Source organism: Bradyrhizobium sp. MI1.4 (assembly GCF_055811315.1).
The window spans coordinates 20679-39679 of sequence record NZ_JBVVPP010000024.1 but is presented as its reverse complement, the minus strand read 5'-3'; the positions used below and the strand labels follow the sequence as shown (position 1 = coordinate 39679).

The following is a 19001-nucleotide window of genomic DNA, read 5'->3' as shown; positions in this document are numbered from 1 at the left end:
GCCCCTGCTGGAGTTGTGCATGTTTTCTGTGTTCGTTCCCTTCGAGTCCTCCCTCAAGAAGGCCGTCATCGAGGATCTCGCAGCAGTCCCGGAGCATGCGGTCTGGATCGACCTGGTCAACCCCACCGCGGCCGAGGACAAAGCCGTCGAGAAGCTCTCGGGGATCGCAATCCCGACCCGGGAGGACATGCAGGAGATCGAGATCTCGAGCCGCCTCTATATGGAGAACGGCGCGCGCTACATGACCGCAACGCTGATGTGCCAATCCGATACCGATATGCCGAGGACCACGGCGGTCACGTTCATTCTGGGCGACCACCGCCTGGTAACGGTGCGCTATGACCAGCCCAAGCCCTTTGCGCTGGTCGAGGCCAAGCTGGCCCGTTCCTGCACACCGGCCATCACCGGCGAGATGGTGCTGATGGAGCTGCTCGATGCCGTGATCGACCGCTGCGCCGACATCCTGGAGCGCTGCGGCGCCGAGATCGATCAGGTCTCCCATGACATTTTCGAGCCGGAGAGCGAGCGCCACGGTCACGCCAAGCAATATTCGCAAATCCTGATCTCGATCGGCCGCAAGGGCGATCTGACCTCCAAGGTTCGCGAGAGCCTGGTCTCGATCGGCCGCGTCGTCGCCTTCCTTTCCGCGGTGGTGGAGGGCGTGAAATGGTCGAAGGACATGCGCGAGCAGCTCAAGACCATGCAGCGTGACGTCGTCTCGCTGACCGATCATGCCTCCTATCTCTCCAGCAAGATCACCTTTGTGCTCGACGCCATGCTCGGCGTCGTCAATCTCGAGCAGAACAACATCATCAAGCTGTTTTCGGTCATGGCGGTTGTCCTGATGCCGCCGACGCTAATCGCCTCGATCTACGGCATGAACTTCAAGTCGATGCCGGAACTCGAATGGGTGCACGGTTATCCGTTCGCGCTGGTGCTGATGCTGATTGCGGCGATCGTTCCGTACTGGATCTTCAAGTGGAAGAAGTGGCTGTAATAGTGACCGAGACCTTACGCCGGACGCAGAGACACAGTGTCTGGTGTCGCAGAATAGAGCGGGATTGCGGCCGCACGGCGATGTGTGCTCGCCGCCCCAATTCCTCCGGTAAAATTTGAGCGGTGGGCTGAACGTTTGCGCGAAACTTGTCTGCGATAAGGAGCAGGTAAGCCGCGAGGAACAGCCATGGTTGAAAAACACATAACGACGCCCCCCAACGTCATCGATCTGGCGAGCTATCGCCACGTCGCGACGAGCGGCAAGGCGTCGTCGATGTCGGCGCGCATGTGCCGGCACTGTGGTGCTCCGCTGCTCGACGGCGAGAACGACGACGATTGCTCGACTGCAATCAGCACGGCCGCTCCGCAGCCACGCGAGAGGTCACGTCGGATTCGACTCGATTGAGGAACGGAAAGCTAAGGGCGATCCAGGTCTTGCGGCGGCGTTGTCTGGATCGCCTTGCTTCTCCGGCGTAATTTCCAGCATCATCATTGCGAGGAGCTCGCGACAAAATTGCGAAGCAATTTTGCACTGAAGCGACGAGGCAATCCAGACTGTCCTCACCGAGGCAGTCTGGATTGCTTCGCTTGCGCTTGCAATGACGCGGTAGCCTACACGTGCTGGCCGCCGTTGATGTGGATCTCGGCGCCGTTGACGTAAGAACTGGTGTCCGTGCACAGCACGTAGATGATCTTGGCGACCTCGTCCGGTGTGCCGAGCCGGTGCATCGGGATCTGCTGGTCGACGATCTTCTCGGTGCCCGGCGACAGGATCGAGGTGTCGATCTCGCCCGGCGCGATCGCGTTGACGCGCACGCCGACGCGGCCGAAGTCGGAGGCCATTTCGCGCGTCAGGGACGCCAGCGCGGCCTTCGAGGTGGCGTAGGCCGCGCCCGCGAAGGGATGCACGCGCGAGCCCGCGATCGAGGTGACGTTCACGACAGAGCCCTTGGCCGCCTTCAATTCCTCGATCAGCCCGCGCGCCATCATGATCGGCGCGAAGAAGTTGACATTGAACACGTGCGTCCAGGTGTCGAGGTCGGTGTCGATCGAGCCGAGCCTGGAGCCGCCGGCCCCCTTCGGCGAGATCGCGGCGTTGTTGACCAGCGCATGCAGCATGCCGCCTTCGAGACGGTCGCGGATGTCGGAGATCGCGCGCGTGGTATCTGCGGGGGTGGCGAGGTCGACCTGGATATGGTCCTCAGGGCCCGCGTCCCAGGGACAATCCTCCGGGAACGGATGCCGCGAGCAGGTGATCACGCGCCAGCCGGCCGAGGAGAAACGGATCACGGTGGCATGGCCGATGCCGCGGCTCGCCCCGGTCAGGAGCAGCGTACGGCGCGGCGCATTGGACGACTGCGGCATGGACATCTTTCAGGCTGGAGCATGATCCGGACCCGGAGGGCCGCGTTAGCGCAAACTGTGCAGCGGTTTTCCGAAGGGATCATTCTCGAACAAAGTTCTAGGGATACATTCGCGTCTTGGACCATTTCTGGCCGGCCGCGTCACGGCGAAATTCAATGCGGTCGTGCAGGCGGAACGGGCGGTCGTGCCAGAACTCGATACGCGACGGTGTTATACGCCAGCCGCTCCAGCCCGGCGGACGCGGCACCTTGCCGATCATGTGCTTGGCGGCGACCTTGGCGATCGCCTGCTCGAAAGCGAAGCGGCTCTCGAGCTCCTGCGACTGCTTGCTCGCCCAGGCGCCGATCTGCGCCTGCTTGGGACGGGTGGCGAAATAGGCGTCGGCTTCGGCCTCGGTCACCGGCGTCACGTTGCCGCGGATGCGGACCTGACGACGCAGCGACTTCCAGTGAAAAAGTAACGCCGCCTTAGGATTTGCGGCGAGTTCGCGGCCCTTCTGGCTGGCGATGTGGCTGTAGAAGACGAAACCATCGGTATCGAAGCCCTTCATCAGCACCATGCGCACGTCCGGCAGGCCGTCGGGATCGACGGTCGCGAGCGCCATGGCGTTCGGATCGTTCGGCTCGCTCTTGATGGCTTCGTTCAGCCAGGCCTCGAACAGCGCAAACGGCTCGTCGGCGGCGGTGAAATCACCGGATGTTAAGGGTGTCTGGTGTTTCATCGAGGTCGTGTCGGTCATGTCTGGGGTCCGAGTTGCGTCCTGCGGTCCAAAACGCGTTGTTGTCTGCTACCGCCCTATATAGGGTATGGGGACGCGTTGGCCTATCGGCGATCCGGCCGTCCGGCTTCGTCATGACGATCATTCTGATCGGACTCGGCACCGGCGGTTGCAGCTTTTCCCGCAACGACAAGAGTGCCTACGCCAAGGCCGATGACAGCGACCTTACCGGCTCGATCGCAATGCCGGCCAGGGTGGCGGCACCGACCGAGACCGATCTCGCCTTCGCCCGCAACGCCGCCTCCGACGTCCTCAGCAAGAACGATAAGGATTCCAGCCAGCATTGGGAGAATCCGGAAACCGGGGCGCGCGGTTCGGTCACGCCGATCGCGCAATCCTATGCCGCCGAGGACGGCCGCAAGTGCCGCGACTTCCTGGCGAGCTACGTCAATGGCAGCACCGAAAGCTGGCTCCAGGGCGCGGGCTGCCAAAGCAGCCGTGGCAGTTGGGAGATTCATACGCTAAAGCCGTGGCGGAGCTAGGAATCGCTTCACCAGGCTAGTTGCAAAAATACCACTCGCCCCCCACATGAGGCTCAGTTGGGGCGGGGAGCCCTTTGAACAATTCGATTTCTTGAAGGAGACGTGACGGATGCGCGACCCCTATGAGGTCTTGGGGGTGCCGCGGAGCGCCAACGCTGCCGCGATCAAGAGCGCCTATCGCAAGCTTGCCAAGAAGCACCATCCCGACAGCAACAAGAACGACCCGAAGGCTGCCGAGCGCTTCGCTGAACTCAATACGGCCAATGAGATCCTCGGCGACGAGGACAAGCGCAAGCAATTCGACCGCGGCGAGATCGACGCCGACGGCAAGCCGCGCTTCCAGGGTTTTCCGGGCGGCGGCGGTGGGCCGCGCGGGCGCGCGGGTCCCGGCGGGTTCGAGAGCTATACGTTCCGCGGTGGCGGCGCGGGCCCTGGTCCGGGCGGCGGCGCGTTCGAGGATATCCTCAACAGCATGTTCGGAGGAGGGCCGCGTCCGCGCCCCGGGGCCGGCGGCGGTGCCCAGTTCGAATTCGACACCGGCGGGATCGGGCTCGATCTCGACGTCAATGTCGCCATGACCGTCTCGCTGGAGGAGGCGGTGAAGGGCGGCGAGAAGCGCGTCCGGCTGCCGAACGGCAAGGAGCTCAACGTCAAGATTCCGGCCGGCGTGACCGAAGGCCAGCAGATCCGGTTGCGGGGGCAGGGCGAGAGCGCTCAGGGCCATCCGCCGGGCGATCTCCTGATCACGATCGGCATCGCGCAGCATCCGTTCTTCAAGATCGAGGGCGCCGATCTCAGGATCGACCTGCCGGTCACGCTCTACGAGGCGGTGCTTGGCGGCAAGGTCCGCGTGCCCACCCTCGGCAATGCCGTGGAGCTTTCGGTCCCGCAAAACACCTCCAGCGGCCGGACCTTCCGCCTCAAGGGCAAGGGACTGCCAAAAGCTGGCGGAACCGGGGATCTCTTCGTCACCGTCAGGATTATGCTACCGGACGGGAACGACGCCGAGCTGGAAGCATTGATGCAGAAGTGGCGGGACCAGCACCCCTACAATCCACGTAGCGGGTTTGGCTAAGCGTGATCCGGAAAATATGAAGGGGTTCTCCTAAAGACTGAGAGCGTCGTCCGTCGAGATGATGCTCATCATATGCTTGAGGCGTGGTAGCCCTTCTTGGTCCACGTGCTCGATGTGTCGGCTGTCCGGCGGGGCAGCCGATAAAAAGGTGCGGCCTCGAGAGGGGGACCAGCGCGGTACCAAAAACCCCAATCGAGGCCGCCCGCGTCGATCGGCGGATCGAACGCTGCTCATTTTCGCGTGATCATCCGGTGCGATAATGAGACGCGCCGATGTCTTCATTCCAAATTTTCAATGTCGGAATCGAGGCACCGCGTTGGCGTGGTTGTCTAGGTGCCGCTTTTCTCTGCCTGGTCGTAGACCGCCTGCGCCACTTTGGTGAGCCGATCCCGGTCGCCGCCACCGCTGACGACGTAGCCGACGCCGCGCTCCGACCAGAACAGCGCCCCGTCCTTGTCCGTTCTGGCGTAGCGCATCTGCGTCGCGCCATTCTCGGTCTTGGCGGTGTAGATCGTGTACCGCTCGCCCGAGGCGCCCTCATACATCAGGAACGACGCTGGCCCGTTCGGCCCCGGCAAGAGCCGGCCACCGACGAGCTTCAGTCCACTCGCCTCTAGGTTCGGTGCAAACACGGTCCAGCCGCAACGTCTGGTCAGCCAGGCCTGGAGGTGGTCGCGCTCGTTGCCGCCGACCTCGACGGGATGGCGAACCTCGACGACATAGAGGCGGTGGGCGTCGAGCGCGTCAGTCGTAAAACTCTGGAAGGTCGACGGCGCGTTGGCGGCGCCATGCCCCAGCCAGCCGGCGGTGCCGCCGGCGACGAAGGCCACCAGCACGGCCGCGGCGGCGCCATAGAGCCAGTGCCGCGGGCGGCGCTCCAGCCGTTCGAGCTCGAGCCGCGCCGGCACCGGCTCCTGGGCGACGGAATCGTAGCGGGCGTGCAGCATCTCGGCCATGGCGCGCCAGGACTGCACGCGCTCGCCATCCTCGGGCTGCGCGGCAAGCCAGGCCTCGACATCGGCGCGGCGCTCGGCCGGCAGCTCGCCGTCGACATAGGCGTGCAGTTCGTCCTCGGTCACTGGGATCTTGCGGTCGTTCATATCGATCGTCTCTGGCTCTGCGGCCCAAAATGTTCTTCGTGGTTCAACTGCGCCGCTTCCCATGCCATGCAGGAGGAACGACCGGCGCGATGCATCAATCCTGCCATCATTTCACCCGCCTGAGCGCCGGGCGCTCGCCCTCCAGCGAGGCTTTGACGTGGGCGCGTGCGCGTGCCAGGCGCGACATCACGGTGCCGATCGGCACGCCCTGGATGTCGGCGACCTCGCGGTAACTCATGCCCTCCAGCATGACCAGGAGCAGCACCGAGCGTTGCTCCTCGACGAGCGTCGCCAGCGCCCTCTCGATATCGCGCCCTTCGGCTTCGGTCCCGCTGGCATCCGGGTTATTCTCCGTCAGCTGCATGAATTGCGGCCGCCGTGCCAGCGAGCGCCGCCGGTTCTTGTTGAGGTTGGTCAGGATCGTATAGAGCCAGCTCCTGACGTCGCCCCCGAGAAACAGGCGCTCCGAACGCAGCGCTCGCACCAGCGTATCCTGCACCAGATCATCGGCCGCATCCGCCTCGCGCGTGAGCGCGCGGGCGTAGCGGCGCAACGCCGGGATCATGGCTTCAACACTCTGGCGAAACGCACTCATTGCGGTCTTGACGTCCTGATGTTCGGCGCGAGCGCCACAACGATCATAACACCCGAGCGGAACGGCTATTCCGGCCCTTGAAACAGCGTTAACGCCGCGTATTAGGACTGTACCGCAACGGAGGGCTGGTGTACCTCCAAACCTCACCGGGAGCTCGACGGGACGTTAGCAAAATGGCGCAGAATTCAGGTCTGATGCAGGGCAAGCGAGGCGTGGTCCTCGGCGTTGCCAACAACCGCTCGATCGCCTGGGGCATTGCCAAGGCATGCCACGCGGCCGGCGCCGAGCTCGCCTTCACCTATCAGGGCGATGCGCTGAAGAAGCGCGTCGAGCCGCTCGCCGCCGAGATCGGCGGGCTCGTGCTCGGCCATTGCGACGTCACCGATGCCGCGACCATCGATGCGGCCTTCGCGGTGCTGAAGGAGAAGTGGGGCAAGATCGACTTCCTCGTGCATGCGATCGCCTATGGCGAGCAGCTCGACGGCCGCTACGTCGACACCACGCAGGAGAATTTTTCGAAGTCCATGCTGATCTCCTGCTACTCGTTCACAGCCGTGGCGCAGCGCGCCGAGAAGCTGATGACCGACGGCGGCTCGCTCATCACGCTCAGCTATTACGGCGCCGAGAAGTGGATGCCGCATTACAACGTCATGGGCGTTGCGAAAGCGGCGCTCGAAGCGAGCGTGCGTTATCTCGCCGCCGATCTCGGCGAGAAGAACATCCGCGTCAACGCGATCTCCGCGGGGCCGATCAAAACCCTCGCGGCGTCCGGCATCGGCGATTTCCGCTATATCCTGAAGTGGAACGAGGCCAACGCACCGCTGCGGCGCAACGTCTCCACGGAAGACGTCGGCGGCAGCGCGCTGTATTTCCTCTCCGACCTCTCGCGCGGCGTCACCGGCGAGGTGCACCACGTCGATTCCGGCTATCACGTGCTCGGCATGAAGCGCCCGGAGGCGCCGGACATTTCGTTTGGCGGGAAGGACTAACTTTTCACCCAGCAATGCCCGTGCCCACGATCTATTACCTTCGCCACGGCGAGACCGAGTGGAATGCGCTCGGGAGGCTTCAGGGCATCAAGGACATTCCGCTGAACGCGCGCGGTCGCGATCAGGCCGTGCAGGCCGGCGGCATTCTCGCCGATTTGTTCAAGCGCGAGGGCCGCGACAAGGCTGCATTACCCTACGTGTCGAGTCCGCTTGGCCGCGCGCGAGTGACTATGGAACTGGCGCGGAGCACGCTCGACCTGCCGACTGCGGACTATACGCTCGACGATCGCCTGCGCGAGATCGGCTACGGCACCTGGGAGGGGCTGACGCTAGCCGAGAGTGAGGCCTCCGATCCCGACATCTACGCCCGGCGCCTCGCCGACAAATGGACGGTGGGCCCCGCGGGCGGGGAGACCTACGCCGATGTCCAGGTCCGCGTGCGCGCCTGGTACGACCAGCTCCGGACCGACACCGTCGCGGTCGCCCATGGCGGGACCTGCCGGGCCCTGATGGTTTCACTCGGCCTGGAGACGCCGGCGACCGCCGCCGAACTCTACATCGAGCAGGGCGCCGTCTACGTGTTCCGGGACGGGCGGCTGGAGAAGTACGTTTAATTTTGCATCAGCGCGTATTTCTCGATTGATGGAGGCCGTCGACATGTTCCCAATTTTGCAACAACGTCAATGGGTTGAATGATCAGTCGGCTGTCACTAAATCTCTCGAGAAAGTAATCGAGTCGCTTCATAACCTTTGAGGAATTTCGCGCGAAGGTTGCGGGGTTCCCTTTTCCTGTCGATTGACTGTAGGGGAGCGTGTATAGGCCTGAACGAACCAATACTGTCAGCGACGATGGAGAATTGATGCCTGGGAAGGGGGGGCCTACGCTTATTCTTGCCCTGGACGAGACTTTTGGAGAAGCACTAGCTCCCGACAGGGTTGACCCATTGGAAGGAGAACTTCGACCGCAGAGTCTTCACAGACTTTCGCGCGATACAGCTCGGCTGTTGAAGCAACTGATGGTGGTGACCGAGAAAGGTCTCGGTGTTACGCGCTATGTCTACTCCGAATTGCCGATCCTGTGGGTCGTGGATAGTGTAGGCAAGTTCTGGTTTTCTATCGAGGAAGTCGTGAACGCGACGACGCGAGAATACATCTTTCCACGAGCGCGGTATTTCCGAACTGCGGAAGGTACGCAAAAGCTTGGCCACCCCGCCCTCATCGAAGCCGGTCCGGGAAGGATTGGTGGAGAAATTCTATTCGATCTTCATTATAAGCCATCTGCTGCCTGGTGCATCACGAATGGTTCCGGCCGATATGGCACGCGTCCCGGCCGCACTCCTGATCACTTGGCAAATGCGGCAAAGGAGTTTGCCCGATACGGTATCAAGCTGCAGGACGTGTTCATCCCGACGATGGCGAGGAATAGAACGTGAAAGCTGCAACGTCGGTATCTCTCGATAGACTGCATCGTTTGCGGCCGAGCGACATAGAAGCGATAAGAGGTCGGTCGGATCGAGACGACGCGCTTGCCGGAGTTGTTGCGACCTTTGTGAGGTATTTAGCCGATCTCAAGGACCCCCACGAAGTCGAGCTCGATGATGTCATTCGGATCGCTCTGCAACTCAAAGCGGCGACCGTTTGGGATAGAGTGAAACCATCCGATTTTGGCGCCGTCTTCAAGGATCATATTGATCCCAAAATATTCGCGGCTTTGAATGATGCGCTCAATGATTCATCTGAGGACGTGCCTTCTGCCGTAGCCAAGGCAAGTTCGTCGATCCTCCAGGCAGCAAAGCGTAAGCTGAGCGAGAGCGAACTGACGCTCGGTCGCCGTCTGCCGGACGACAGACGTCATGCTGTTGCAGAGAAGTACGTGCCGGAGCTCAGACGCAAGGCACCAAGTCCGGCTGTGTCCCAGCACAGCTCGCACACGCAAATGTCGAAGTCGGCTCTCATCGAGAAGATTGCAACTGCCACCGAGCTCTCCAAGCGCGACGTTAAGAGCGTTATGGAGACGCTGACGGATGTTGGCCACAAAGAGCTGAAGAAGAATGGCTTGTTCCTGGTACCGGGCTTCGCCAAGTTCGTGGTCGTCAAGAAGCCTGCGACCAAGGCGCGCAAGGGTACAAACCCCTTTACGGGTGAGGAAATGATGTTCAAGGCCAAGCCGGCCCGGAAGATTGTTCGCGCCCGTCCCGTCAAGGCTACGAGAGATTCGGCATAGACCGATCGAGCCTTATTCCCGAATTAGTGAGATACGAATGTCCTTCAACACCTTCGGCCACATGTTCCGCGTCACGACCTTCGGCGAGAGCCATGGGGTGGCGATCGGCTGCGTGGTCGATGGCTGCCCGCCCATGATTCCGCTCGTCGAGGCCGACATCCAGGGTGATCTTGATCGCCGCCGGCCCGGCCAGTCGCGCTTCACGACCCAGCGTCAGGAGCCGGACCAGGTCAAGATCCTCTCCGGCGTGATGGCGCATCCGGAGACCGGCGTGCAGGTGACGACGGGCACGCCGATCGGGCTCCTGATCGAGAACACCGACCAGCGCTCGAAGGACTATTCCGAGATCAAGGACAAGTTTCGCCCTGGTCATGCCGACTTCACCTATGAAGCGAAGTACGGCCTGCGCGACTATCGCGGCGGCGGTCGCTCGTCGGCGCGCGAGACTGCGACGCGCGTCGCCGCCGGCGCGATCGCGCGAAAAGTGCTGCCCGACGTGAAGGTACGCGGCGCGCTGGTGCAGATGGGCCCGCACAAGATCGACCGCGCGAAGTGGGACTGGGACGAGATTGCGAAAAACCCGTTCTTCTGTCCCGACAAGGACAAGGCCGCGTTCTTCGAGACCTATCTCGACGGCATCCGCAAGAGCGGCTCCTCGATCGGCGCTGTGATCGAGGTCGTCGCCGAAGGTGTGCCGGCCGGCCTTGGCGCCCCGATCTACGCCAAGCTCGATGCCGAGCTCGCCGCCGCAATGATGAGCATCAATGCCGTGAAGGGCGTCGAGATCGGCGCCGGCTTCGGCGCGGCCGAACTCACCGGGGAAGAGAACGCCGACGAGATGCGCACCGGCAATGACGGCACGCGTTTTCTCTCCAATCACGCCGGCGGCGTGCTGGGCGGCATCTCCACGGGGCAGCCGGTGGTGGTGCGTTTCGCGGTCAAACCGACCTCGTCGATCCTGCAGCCGCGTCTCACCGTCGATCGCAACGGCGCCGACACCGAGATCATGACCAAGGGCCGCCACGATCCCTGCGTCGGCATCCGCGCCGTCCCCGTCGGCGAAGCCATGATGGCCTGCGTGCTGGCGGATCATTTCCTGCGCGACCGCGGCCAGGTCGGGCGGTAGCGTTGCGCGAGGCGCTTGTACCGCGCCACTAGCCCACCGCGCAGCTTGACGATCCCACAACTTCGTCCGCAAATGCGCGCATGGAAAGCTCCGAGCTCCAACGTATCACCAGCTGGCTGATCGACGGCGCCTGGTCGTCGAAGGCCCCGGCCGAGATGACGGCGGAAGCCTGCGAACGGATGGTCGCAGCCGGTCTGCCGCTATGGCGGTTCGGCATCTTCATCCGCACGCTGCATCCCGAAATTTTCGGTCGCAACTTCATCTGGCGGGAGGGCGAGGAGGTCGAGATCGGCACGGTCGATTTCGAGATCCTGGAGACGCCGGAATTCGCCAGAAGTCCGCTGCGGGTCGTGTTCGAGCAGGGACTTGAGGTGCGGGGACGCATGGAGGATCCCCGCAGCAAGCATTTCCCTTTTTTCGACGACATGCGTGCCGAAGGCGTCACCGACTACGTCGCGACGCCAATGCAGTTTCTCGACGGCTCGGTCCACGCGACCAGCTGGACCACGCGCCATCCAGGCGGCTTCACCGATGACCACATCGCGGCGATTCACGCCATCATCAAGCCGCTGGCGCGCATCACCGAGATCATCAGCCTGCGCCGCACCGCCGAGATGCTTCTCGACACCTATGTCGGCAATCGTGCCGGCGCGCGCATCCTCGGCGGTCAGATCCGCCGCGGCCACAACGACACCATGCAGGCTGCGATCTGGCTCTCCGATCTGCGTGGCTTCACCGCACTGTCGGACCGGCTGCCGGCCGAGACCGTGGTCGAGATCCTCAACCATTATTTCGACTGCCAGGTCGCCGCGATCCGCGGTCATGGCGGCGAGGTGCTGAAATTCATGGGCGACGGCCTGCTCGCGGTATTCCCGATCGACGAATATGTCGGCGATGCCGCGCATGTCTGCACGCGCGTGCTGGAAGCGGCGCGCGAATCCCGCGCCAGCGTCGAGGCGCTCGCGTATCCTGTCGGCGACGTCGTCGAGCGCTTCCGCTTCGGCGTGGCGCTCCACGTCGGCAACATCCTCTACGGCAATATTGGAGGCGGCAACCGCCTCGACTTCACCTGCATCGGCCCCGCCGTGAACCTTGCCGCCAGGCTCGAGAAGATCACGGGTCGCCTGGGGCGGACCGTCGTCGCCTCGGAAATGTTCGCCAATGTCTGCCGGCACGACTGGCACGAGCTCGGCGAATTCCCGATCGCAGGCTTTTCAAAGGCGCAACGCGTGTACGGGCTGACGGAGGAGACGCCGGTGGCGATGGCCTGAGGTCGTCCTCGGATGACCGCCGCCAAGCCGGTAAGCAGAATTCAGGCGTTCGACGCCATCACCGACCTCAGCGGGACATCCAGCTGATAGACGAATCCGGACGGTTCATAGGCCAGCCGCACCTGCCCGTTCAGTTGCTGGCCGAGCGATTCGATCATCCGGGTGCCGTAGCTTCGCCGTGTTGGCGGCGCCACCGCAGGGCCGCCGCTTTCGCTCCACTTCAGGCGCAGCCTTTGCTCGATCTCGTCCACCGTCCATGCGATCTCGACATGACCGGAGGAACTGGACAGCGCGCCGAACTTCGTGGTGTTGGTGCAGAGCTCGTTGAACGTCATCGCGAGCGCTATCACGGCACCGGACGTGATCCGGAGATCCGGCCCATTGAAATGGAATCGTCGACCCCCCTGACTGTCAAAAGGATCGGTGGCGCCGCTCAGGGTGTGAGTGAGGCTCGCATTTGACCAGCTGACCTGTATCAACAGGTCGTGGGCGCGCCCCAACGCCAGCAAGCGGCCATCCATGGCCTTTTGGCCTTGCTCGAGATTGATTGCGGCCCGAAAGCTCTGGGCTGCGATCGCGCTCACCGTCGCAAGCGTATTCTTGATGCGATGATGCAGCTCTCCGAGGATCAGCTTTTGCAACTTGTCGGCAGCCTCGCGTTCGTGGGCTTCGATGCCGGCTTGAGCGAGCAGGACCTTGGCGTCGGTGTCGGCCTGTTCCAGCAACAGGCGCAGATTGTCGTTCTCCGCGACCAGGACCGATTCCTGTGGCGATCGCGCAACCTCGAGGTTTTCCCCGGGATCCGTTGTGGTCGGAAGGATTTTTAGCGCGCCCGCTCCGATCATCGTCTGCAACTGCGAGATCATTTCGTCGACGGCGAGCGGCTTGCGAAAGAAGCGGCTGTCCGCCGGCGTTTCGGTTTCAGACGGCTTTACCTGACCGGAGACCAGTACGATCTTGATGGCAGGCCAGCGATCGTGCACCGCGTGGGCCAGCTTCAGGCCGTCCATGGTCCCGGGCATCTGGATGTCGCTGAACAGAAGCGAGATGTCCGACCGCGACTCGAGGATCGAGATGGCTTCGTCGGCGTTGACGGCCTCCACAGGGCAGAAGCCTGCATCCTCTACGATATCGACCGCGCGCATGCGCAGGATCATCTCGTCTTCGACGACGAGAACGTTCGGCAAGGAGGTTGGGGGCGTTGACATCTGTGCACGACACTTTCCTGGATCATCCGACAAGCTCGGCCGGCGCTTTGCGATGGTTGGTCTAGCGGCGAGCCGTCACCAAACGAGCTTCATGAACCCTGACATCGGATTCACCCCGGCGCAGACACGATGCTTCGAAGTCCGGCCAGACCTGGCCCAGGCAATTCCGCGCCACCGGAAGGCTCGCCAGCCGGTCCGCCTTCGCCAAAGCAACGGTTTCGCGCGCTTTTACTTGCGGAGCAAAACCGGGCAGCACCATTACGGACACTCCGAGGAGCGCGAACATCGCGAACGCGACAAGAGATTTCATCATTTGGGCTGCTTTGGCTGTTGACCGCCCCGTTTCGTTTGGGGACGCTGTTATAACAACCAAAATGAAATATAGTTCATTTCATACAACTTATATTTGAAGTGCGATTTGAAGGCGGATGCCGCCCTTGGCCCGGATCGTCGCTCGACGTGAACAGGCGGTCGACAAGGTTTGCTTGCCATTACCTCGGGGTTTTGGGGCCAGGCAGGCTTATCCAATCATGAATGTGCGAGGCCGTTTCACTCAATCGCGCCGCCTTGAGCAGCGATTCCCGCTGAACGCCGGGCGGGGCAATCTCTGCGCGACGGCGAGCCTCGGCTGCCAATTGGGCAAGGCGATTGCTCAGAGGGATGGTGCGCTTGGTGGTGTCTTGCATAGGACGCTCCGCATTGGGCGGGAGCGCAAAGACTCTCTCAGTCACCGATGGATGCCGTGATGAGCCGGTGATGGCTCAGCATGCGCCTGTTGACAGCCAATAGATACACTATTCGGCAGAGCAGATTCGGCGCCGAAATCGAAAGCGGGCGCAAAAGCACCAAAGCCGGACCGGTGCACTATTCCTCCGGCTCCGTGGTGAACAGCAGGGGATAGCCCTTGGTGCGGCCGGCATCCGTTGCGCGGGTAGCCTTGGTCTCGGCGACGTCCTTGGTGAAGACCGCGACCACGCAGGCGCCGAGCTTGTGGGCGGTGATCATCACCTTGTAGGCCTGATCCTCGGTCATGCGGAACTCGGCCTTGAGGATCATCGTGACGAATTCGCGGGGCGTAAAGTCGTCGTTGATCAGGATGACCTTATGCAGCTTCGGCCGCTCGACCTTGGTCTTCGTCCTGGTTTTCGGTTTGGCAACGGTATCGTTCATTCCGCCTCCCGGATATGGCGGGCTCGGGTTCCTGCCGGCGCGCTCAGCGCGCGGCCTTCTCACCATATTGCAGGACCTGCACCTTCTCCAAGGTGATCAGGCCGCTCGACATCATGCCATCCAGGATGGGCAGGAATGCATTGATGTTGTCCTCGCTGTCGACGATCTCGATCAGCAACGGCAAGTCTTCCGAGAGCCGCAGAATCTTGGAAGTGTGGAGCCGGCTGGACTTGCCGAAGCCCATCGGGCCGCGCAGCACGGTGGCGCCGGCCAGATGCCGCTCGCGCGCCGTCATCACGATCGCTTCATAGAGCGGCTTGCCGTCGAATTGGTCGTTCTCGCCAAGGAAGATCCGGAGCGAAACTGCCTGATTAAGGATTTGCATGGTCAGCTCCTTCGCAAGCGGTTGGTGCCGCTGGCTATCATGTGGCCTGCCCATACCGACACCAGCCAGCAGATGACGGATGCCGCGATATAGGCGAGCGCCGTATATTTCATGCCGCCGTGGAACAGGCGGAAGGTCTCCAGGCTGAAGGTTGAAAAGGTCGTGTAGCCGCCGCAGAACCCGGTCATGACGAACTGCCGGTGCTCGGGCCGCGCCAGCAGGCGGCCGTCGGGCCCGGTCAGCGTCGCGTAGAAGCCGATGACTAGTGAGCCGGTGGCGTTGATGAACAGCGTCGCGACCGGGAAGCCGGAGCCGGTGTCGAGCGCGAGCCCGACCAGATAGCGCGTTAGCCCGCCGACCATGCTGCCGGCGGCAATCCAGGCATAGAGCGTCGCGGTGCGCCAGCGATCGGCAGAGGAGGGGGACTTCATCTGCCTCTAGCCTCCCAGAGTGTCCGCGAGGAGGAAGCCGCAACTGACGGCCGCGAGGCAGAGCACGACCGAGACCGCGAGATTCCCGAGCGCGTGCATCGCCTCGCCGTTGCGCGCCAGCGTCAGCGTTTGCAGGCTGAACGAGGACACCGTGGTGTAGCAGCCAAGAAAGCCGGTGACCGCGAACAGCCATGGATCGGGCGCGGCGAAGACCGAGCCGGGATGGGTCGCCAATGCGCCAAAAATGCCGATCAGGAAGGCGCCGGTGACGTTGACGGTCACGGTGCCCCACGGAAACGTCTCGCCCAGCCGCCGCGCGATCGCGCCGGAGATGAAATAGCGCGCACAGCCGCCCAGCACGCTGCCGATCATAATCGCAAGCACTCCGCTCAGCACGGCGAACAGCCCCCCGTCATCGTTTCTCCTCCGTTGCCAGCCCGTTGCCGACGGCAAATAGTCCCATGAGCGCGACCAGCGCGAAGCCGAGCCCCGCCAGGAACGTGCCGGCCGGACCATAGGCATCCCACAAGGCGCCGGCGATCACGCTTGCGGCCAGCAAGGCAAGGCCGGTGAACAGGTTGAAATAGCCGAACGCGGTGCCGCGCAAGCTCGGTGGCGCTGCGTCGGCGACGAGGGCCGAGAGCAGGCCTTGCGTCAATCCCATATGCAGTCCCCACAGCACGACGCCGAGGGCGAGGCCGCCAAGGTTTGGCAGCAGCGCGAGCGCGAGATCGGCGCCGGCGAGGAAGACGAGGCCGAGCGCGAGCAGGCCGGTGCGGTTGATCCGGTCCGAGAGCACGCCGGCCGGATAGGCCGACAACGCATAGACGATGTTCATCAGCACCAGCACGGCCGGCACCCACATCGCATTGAGCCCGATATTCTGCGCACGCAGGATCAGGAAGGCCTCGCTGAAACGTGCCAGCGTGAACACGACGCCAACCGCGACCACGCGCCAGTACACGGACCCGAGCTGGCGCATCGCAGCGGTATTCAGCGGATTCCTTGACGGCTCCCGGCCGGGGTCCGGCTCCGGCTCGCTCACCGCGAACGCGATCAGTCCGAACGACAGGAAGCCCGGCAGCACGGCCACCCAGAACACCATCGTAAAATTGTCCGCCGTCCACCACATCAGGCCGATCGCCATCAGCGGCCCGACGAACGCACCGATGGTGTCGAGCGACTGCCGCAGGCCGAAGCTCGCGCCGCGCAGACCGATAGGTGCTATATCGGCGATCAGCGCATCGCGCGGCGCGCCGCGAATGCCCTTGCCGACGCGATCGATGAAGCGCGCGGCAACCAGCCATTCGACGCTGGGGGCAAGCGGGAACAGCGGTTTTGTCAGCGCGGCCAGCCCGTAGCCGAGCGCAGCGAGCAATTTGCGCCGACCGAGCCAGTCGGACAACGCGCCGGAGAAGATCTTCGTGATCGAGGCGGTCGCCTCGGCAATGCCCTCGATGAAGCCGACGGTGAGCGTGGAGGCGCCGAGCACGGTGACGAGATAGACCGGCAGCAGCGCGTGGATCATCTCGGAAGAGACGTCCATCAGCATCGAGACGAAACCGAGCACCCAGATCCCCCTGGGCAGCCCCGCACGCGCAGCATTCGGTGTTGTCGTCATCACGTCCAGGACTTCTCCTCGGCCTCTGCTTGACCTCTCCTCGGCCTTCATCCAGGCAACAAAAAACCCGCCGGCGGCGGGTTTGTCCATGCTCCCGCCGAAGGCAGAGGCCTAGAAATTGCCTCTCCTCAAGCAGGAGTCATCAGCCCACTACGGTCACAGGCCGCCGGGCGGTTGTCGGGGGACTCCATCCCCATCTGTCCGGCCAGCCTAACATGGAAATCGCGCCGGACAAGTGGGCGAGGTGCGCTGTCCAGTGGCCCGTCAGTCCGGGAGCGGACCGCACATGACGGCATGCCGGCGCCAGCGATCGCGCAGTCCAGCGGCGCGAGCGCGGCAACATCGCGGCCGCTTTGCGTACTGCTTCGCAATTCCGCCTGCAAATGCCTAACTGGCAAATGCCTAACCGGAATGTGAAGCGCGAGCGATCTTCGGACTTTGCGGCAAGGCGATTGCATGTCACCATCAGGTCATACGACGGGAGGCTGCGATGCGCTTGCTGTTCTCGATCGGGGCTGTGCTGGTGACCGGCATGTTCGCCGGAGGGGATGTCGCGGGCATCGCGGCACCAGGACCCAAGTTTGAGTCGCCCAGACTGGCGCTACTCAAAAATCAGCCGCAGCGGCAAGCAGCCGACAGAGACGCGCAGACGGTCGATGTCGAGCTGATCCTCGCCGTCGACGTCTCCTACTCCATGGACATGGACGAGCTCGCGGTCCAGCGTGAAGGCTATGCGCAGGCGATCCAGTCGAAGGAATTCCTGCAGGCGCTGAAGCTGGGCTCGAACGGCCGGATCGCGGTGACCTATTTCGAGTGGGCCGCTTCGACCGACCAGAAGATCATCATTCCGTGGCGGCTGGTCGACGGACCGGAGACCGCCGATGCCGTCGCCGCCGAAATCCTGAAGACGCCGATCCGGCGTGCCTCGCGCACCTCGATCTCCGGCGCGATCAGTTTCGCGATGCCGCTGTTCGACGAGGATCCCTATCGGGGCTTGCGCCGCGTGATCGACATTTCCGGCGACGGTCCCAACAACAATGGCACTCCGGTCACGATTGCGCGCGACGCAGCGATCGAGAAGGGTATCGTCATCAACGGCCTGCCGATCATGGTCAAGGAACCCTCCTACTCGACTATGGATATCGACAATCTCGATTTCTACTATGAGGATTGCGTCATCGGCGGCCCCGGTTCCTTCGTCATCACGATCAAGGACCGCGATAAGTTCAAGGAAGCCATCCGCACCAAGCTCTTGATGGAGGTTGCGGGCCGTATGCCGGAGCGTCCCGTGATGCGGGTTGCGGAGAAGGACAAGGAGCCGCGTGTGAACTGCATGATCGGCGAGAAGATCTGGTCGGACCGCTGGGGTCGCTGAGCGCGGCCACCGGACGAGACCTTTTGCCCTATTTGCCGGCGATGGAATTTTAACCATGCGTTTACCGTTGCGTGGCCCTAATCGGCTGCTTTCATTTGTTTCCGGATAAGGTTCTGACGTTGCTGTCGGGGCGCGAAAGAAGCGGGCCTGTCAGACACATCCGCCGAGCAACCCAATGGCCATCGTCACCTCGAGCACCAGCCAGATTTCTCCCGCTCTCGAGCGAGTGTATCACCAGAGCTCCCTGCTCGGTGAGTGGAAGGGCAATTGGGCTGGCAACAACCAGCCCGTCAGCTTCAAGGTCGTGAACATCCGCGGGGCCCGGGCGCAAGTCGAGTACACCCATAACGGGCGCACCGAGCGCGGCTTTGGCGAGGTCGCCGGTTCGCTTCTCACCTTCGGCACGGTCACGGTCGGCACCAAGGACGGCAAGAGTCTGGTGCTGTTGTCATCTGCAGGCGCGGGCAAGCAGACCGCGACTCTCGAGAAGCAGGCGCCGCCGGCCTCCGACAGCCGCCTGATGGGAAGCTGGGGCGGCTATTCCAGTGACAATGGCAAGAGCGCGAGCTTCAGGGTGCTCGCTGTCAACGGCAACGAAGCGCAGGTCAGCGTCACCACAGATGGCGTCACCCGTCAGGGCACCGGCACCGTCTACAAGAACGTCATCATGTTCGGCCAGGCGCAGATTGCGACCGACGACGGGCAGAATGGCAAGATCATCTACCAGGTCCGCAACAAGTCCTTCGTGGTGCCCGTGACCAAATATCCGCCGTCGGATACATCGTCCTCGGTGGACAGGACGGCGTAGCA

Annotated in this window: 23 protein-coding genes and 1 riboswitch; of the genes, 12 read left to right on the top strand and 11 right to left on the bottom strand. The window is 63.0% G+C overall.

Annotation, left to right across the window (positions count from 1 at the left end; genetic code table 11):
- Positions 1–19: 19 nt before the first annotated feature.
- Together AC0L23_RS23925 and AC0L23_RS23920 are read left to right on the top strand one after the other, a co-directional pair.
- Positions 20–997 (top strand): magnesium transporter CorA family protein, encoded by a 978-nt coding sequence (locus AC0L23_RS23925; protein ID WP_018456234.1) that lies wholly within the window; start codon positions 20–22, stop codon positions 995–997.
- Between the two features lie 186 nt (positions 998–1183).
- Positions 1184–1402 carry a hypothetical protein gene (locus tag AC0L23_RS23920; RefSeq protein ID WP_026233114.1) on the top strand — a complete coding sequence of 73 codons (219 nt, stop codon included), beginning with the start codon at positions 1184–1186 and terminating at the stop codon, positions 1400–1402.
- A gap of 206 nt (positions 1403–1608) precedes the next feature.
- Here AC0L23_RS23920 and AC0L23_RS23915 read toward each other — a convergent pair whose 3' ends face one another.
- Positions 1609–2361, bottom strand: a complete 753-nt coding sequence (locus tag AC0L23_RS23915; protein WP_026233115.1) for an SDR family NAD(P)-dependent oxidoreductase — start codon at positions 2359–2361, stop codon at positions 1609–1611.
- A gap of 97 nt (positions 2362–2458) precedes the next feature.
- A complete protein-coding gene (gene pdxH, locus AC0L23_RS23910; RefSeq protein ID WP_018456236.1) occupies positions 2459–3100 on the bottom strand; it encodes a pyridoxamine 5'-phosphate oxidase in 642 nt (213 codons plus the stop codon).
- Positions 3101–3213: 113 nt separating this feature from the next.
- Here pdxH and AC0L23_RS23905 point away from each other — a divergent pair, with 113 nt between their 5' ends.
- Positions 3214–3621 carry an RT0821/Lpp0805 family surface protein gene (locus AC0L23_RS23905; RefSeq protein ID WP_018456237.1) on the top strand — a complete coding sequence of 136 codons (408 nt, stop codon included), beginning with the start codon at positions 3214–3216 and terminating at the stop codon, positions 3619–3621.
- Positions 3622–3730: 109 nt separating this feature from the next.
- Entirely contained in the window at positions 3731–4696 is a 966-nt protein-coding gene (locus tag AC0L23_RS23900; RefSeq protein WP_085361365.1) for a DnaJ C-terminal domain-containing protein, read from the top strand.
- Positions 4697–5025: 329 nt separating this feature from the next.
- On the opposite strand, the gene AC0L23_RS23895 is transcribed toward AC0L23_RS23900, so the two are convergent.
- Both AC0L23_RS23895 and AC0L23_RS23890 read right to left on the bottom strand, forming a co-directional pair.
- Positions 5026–5796, bottom strand: a complete 771-nt coding sequence (locus tag AC0L23_RS23895) for an anti-sigma factor family protein (RefSeq protein WP_085361366.1) — start codon at positions 5794–5796, stop codon at positions 5026–5028.
- Between the two features lie 106 nt (positions 5797–5902).
- Positions 5903–6391 carry a sigma-70 family RNA polymerase sigma factor gene (locus AC0L23_RS23890; RefSeq protein WP_007594679.1) on the bottom strand — a complete coding sequence of 163 codons (489 nt, stop codon included), beginning with the start codon at positions 6389–6391 and terminating at the stop codon, positions 5903–5905.
- Positions 6392–6564: 173 nt separating this feature from the next.
- Here AC0L23_RS23890 and fabI point away from each other — a divergent pair, with 173 nt between their 5' ends.
- The 6 genes from fabI to AC0L23_RS23860 all read left to right on the top strand — a co-directional run bounded on the left by fabI (position 6565) and on the right by AC0L23_RS23860 (position 12001).
- Complete coding sequence (fabI, locus tag AC0L23_RS23885; protein WP_085361367.1) at positions 6565–7380, top strand: enoyl-ACP reductase FabI; 816 nt, start codon at positions 6565–6567, stop codon at positions 7378–7380.
- Positions 7381–7394: 14 nt separating this feature from the next.
- Complete coding sequence (locus tag AC0L23_RS23880; protein WP_085361368.1) at positions 7395–7994, top strand: histidine phosphatase family protein; 600 nt, start codon at positions 7395–7397, stop codon at positions 7992–7994.
- A gap of 402 nt (positions 7995–8396) precedes the next feature.
- The gene (locus AC0L23_RS23875; RefSeq protein WP_143274210.1) at positions 8397–8813 is read left to right on the top strand and encodes a hypothetical protein; all 417 of its coding nucleotides are present in this window, start codon (positions 8397–8399) and stop codon (positions 8811–8813) included.
- 503 nt (positions 8814–9316) lie between these two features.
- Positions 9317–9604 (top strand): HU family DNA-binding protein, encoded by a 288-nt coding sequence (locus AC0L23_RS23870; RefSeq protein WP_085361385.1) that lies wholly within the window; start codon positions 9317–9319, stop codon positions 9602–9604.
- Between the two features lie 37 nt (positions 9605–9641).
- The gene (gene aroC / locus AC0L23_RS23865; RefSeq protein WP_018456243.1) at positions 9642–10730 is read left to right on the top strand and encodes a chorismate synthase; all 1089 of its coding nucleotides are present in this window, start codon (positions 9642–9644) and stop codon (positions 10728–10730) included.
- Positions 10731–10810: 80 nt separating this feature from the next.
- A complete protein-coding gene (locus AC0L23_RS23860) occupies positions 10811–12001 on the top strand; it encodes an adenylate/guanylate cyclase domain-containing protein (protein ID WP_085361370.1) in 1191 nt (396 codons plus the stop codon).
- A 41-nt stretch (positions 12002–12042) separates the two neighbouring features.
- On the opposite strand, the gene AC0L23_RS23855 is transcribed toward AC0L23_RS23860, so the two are convergent.
- The 7 genes from AC0L23_RS23855 to AC0L23_RS23825 all read right to left on the bottom strand — a co-directional run bounded on the left by AC0L23_RS23855 (position 12043) and on the right by AC0L23_RS23825 (position 16816).
- On the bottom strand, positions 12043–13209 hold the full coding sequence (locus tag AC0L23_RS23855) for a sensor histidine kinase (protein WP_085361371.1): 1167 nt from the start codon (positions 13207–13209) through the stop codon (positions 12043–12045).
- 61 nt (positions 13210–13270) lie between these two features.
- Positions 13271–13522 carry a hypothetical protein gene (locus tag AC0L23_RS23850; protein ID WP_026233118.1) on the bottom strand — a complete coding sequence of 84 codons (252 nt, stop codon included), beginning with the start codon at positions 13520–13522 and terminating at the stop codon, positions 13271–13273.
- 551 nt (positions 13523–14073) lie between these two features.
- A complete protein-coding gene (gene clpS / locus AC0L23_RS23845) occupies positions 14074–14379 on the bottom strand; it encodes an ATP-dependent Clp protease adapter ClpS (protein ID WP_007594672.1) in 306 nt (101 codons plus the stop codon).
- Between the two features lie 43 nt (positions 14380–14422).
- Entirely contained in the window at positions 14423–14764 is a 342-nt protein-coding gene (locus AC0L23_RS23840; RefSeq protein WP_085384121.1) for a DUF190 domain-containing protein, read from the bottom strand.
- Between the two features lie 2 nt (positions 14765–14766).
- Complete coding sequence (gene crcB, locus AC0L23_RS23835; protein ID WP_085361373.1) at positions 14767–15195, bottom strand: fluoride efflux transporter CrcB; 429 nt, start codon at positions 15193–15195, stop codon at positions 14767–14769.
- A 6-nt stretch (positions 15196–15201) separates the two neighbouring features.
- On the bottom strand, positions 15202–15600 hold the full coding sequence (gene crcB / locus AC0L23_RS23830; protein WP_162847276.1) for a fluoride efflux transporter CrcB: 399 nt from the start codon (positions 15598–15600) through the stop codon (positions 15202–15204).
- 7 nt (positions 15601–15607) lie between these two features.
- Positions 15608–16816, bottom strand: coding sequence for an MFS transporter (locus AC0L23_RS23825; RefSeq protein ID WP_085384122.1), 1209 nt, complete (start codon positions 16814–16816; stop codon positions 15608–15610).
- A 126-nt stretch (positions 16817–16942) separates the two neighbouring features.
- Positions 16943–17020: riboswitch (Fluoride riboswitch) on the bottom strand.
- 286 nt (positions 17021–17306) lie between these two features.
- On the opposite strand from AC0L23_RS23825, the gene AC0L23_RS23820 reads away from it, so the two are divergent.
- Both AC0L23_RS23820 and AC0L23_RS23815 read left to right on the top strand, forming a co-directional pair.
- The gene (locus tag AC0L23_RS23820) at positions 17307–18191 is read left to right on the top strand and encodes a DUF1194 domain-containing protein (protein ID WP_473357448.1); all 885 of its coding nucleotides are present in this window, start codon (positions 17307–17309) and stop codon (positions 18189–18191) included.
- Positions 18192–18366: 175 nt separating this feature from the next.
- Positions 18367–18999 (top strand): hypothetical protein, encoded by a 633-nt coding sequence (locus tag AC0L23_RS23815; RefSeq protein ID WP_018456252.1) that lies wholly within the window; start codon positions 18367–18369, stop codon positions 18997–18999.
- Positions 19000–19001: the final 2 nt, after the last annotated feature.